The sequence below is a fragment of the Vibrio sp. Vb0888 genome, from assembly GCF_033338835.1.
Classification (GTDB): Bacteria; Pseudomonadota; Gammaproteobacteria; order Enterobacterales; family Vibrionaceae; genus Vibrio; species Vibrio alginolyticus.
In genome coordinates, this window is record NZ_JAWOTL010000089.1 from 1 (window position 1) to 1,579 (window position 1,579).

The window sequence follows — 1,579 nt, forward strand, 5'->3', positions numbered from 1 at the left end:
GCTATCGCACACCATTTTTTGTGCTGTATCTAGTCGTGCAGCCTGCAGCACGTCAGTAAACGTCGTCCCTTCCTTGTTCAACTTTCTTTTTACCGTCGACTCACTCATGTAAACCAGTTTCGCAATTTCTTTGAGCGTCCACGGCTTCGTTAGATCTTTAGAAATCAGCGCGCGAATACGTGAAGACAACGAAGAATATGAACGAGTTTCTGCCTGACTGGCGCTCTGCTCAAAGTGCATCAACAAATACAAAAGCATGCTGTTGATATCGAGCAATTCATCATTTGAACGGTTACCACAGCCCTTTTTCACCATTGCTTTTAATGCCGAGTAAATATCCACGATTCCCGGACGTAAAGTGAAACTCACCGCTACATTCCCCGAGAACACGCCATCGCAAAGCTCGCGGAAGTTCAACTGTTGATTGAGTTTTTCAATGAAACACGCTGCCAGTCTGAAACCCGAAATATTGGCATTTTCTACGAACGAATTGATGGCGATTTGCCCTTTGAAATCCGCGCCAATAGCGACCAAACAAGGTGGGTCGATAAGCTGTTTAATACCTTTAGAATCACATAACTCCAAAGCACAGTTATGGTTTAAGACAATGTAAAAATCCGTCGAGCTAATATCAAACTTTTGATTTATCGGACAGTGTTTCACCTGCCCGTCAAGAACCTCAATCAAAGCCTTCATTTACATTTCCAAAATGAGTGTCAACGCTATCTTGAAACGATATGAACAAAGTGCGTGAATGTTAGTTCTCGCGGTCAGAGAGTCAATTTGATATTTTTTAATCAGCGTTCAGAAATACTGAACGCTGAAATCGGTTAGCTAACCAGAGTAATTTCGACTCTTTCTTTTCCTTTACCAACGTTTTTACGTTTTAAGGCAATGCGGCCGACTTCAGAGGTGCGTTTAAGATGTGTACCACCGCAAGGCACTTGAGCGAAGCCTTCCACTTTCCAATAGCGCCTTTCTTGGCCTTCGTCAGAGAATGCGCTCTCAATCTCAGCGTCCGAATCGATAACTGCCTGAGCTCGTTGTTGAAACTCCGCCAGCAGTGGCGTGATGCTTTCAGGCCATTTAAAATCAATTCGGCTTTTATCTGCGGAGATATGTGCGCCAACCTTCTTAATGTTTGCAAATTTTTGCATGAACAGTTCAAGTATGACTTCCGCCGCAAAATGGAGCTTCATCAACGCATAACGCCTTTGCCAGTCAATTTGAGTGATCACTTGGTCGCCAACTCGAAACGTGGGTTGACGTTCTAGAGTGTAAACAATGCGTGAGCCAGACTTAATTGCACCGACGACAGGAATCCCGTCGATCGTACCTGCATCGCTCTCTTGTCCGCCGGATTCAGCATAAAAAATAGTGTGGGATAACTCGACTTCATTGTCCGAAATTCGAGTTACCGTGGAGGTGAGTTCTGTTTGGTAAGGGTTTTTCCAAAATACCTTGACGGTCATATGGCCTTCCTTTGCACATAATATTGACGTACATCGATGCTACGCGGCTAATAAGTGAAGTCAAGCGATGCTGATGAGATAAAAAATAAGCTCCCGAAGGAGCCTAT

At 44.2% G+C, this 1,579-nt stretch carries 2 protein-coding genes; both read right to left on the reverse strand.

The window, feature by feature from the left end:
• On the reverse strand, nt 1–696 hold a 696-nt coding region (locus R7P72_RS24055; RefSeq protein ID WP_318110834.1), incomplete at its 3' end, for an AraC family transcriptional regulator.
• A gap of 134 nt (nt 697–830) precedes the next feature.
• Nucleotides 831–1,472: an alanyl-tRNA editing protein gene (locus tag R7P72_RS24060; RefSeq protein ID WP_318110835.1), complete on the reverse strand. Its 642-nt coding sequence runs from the start codon at nt 1,470–1,472 to the stop codon at nt 831–833.
• Nucleotides 1,473–1,579 lie beyond the last annotated feature (107 nt).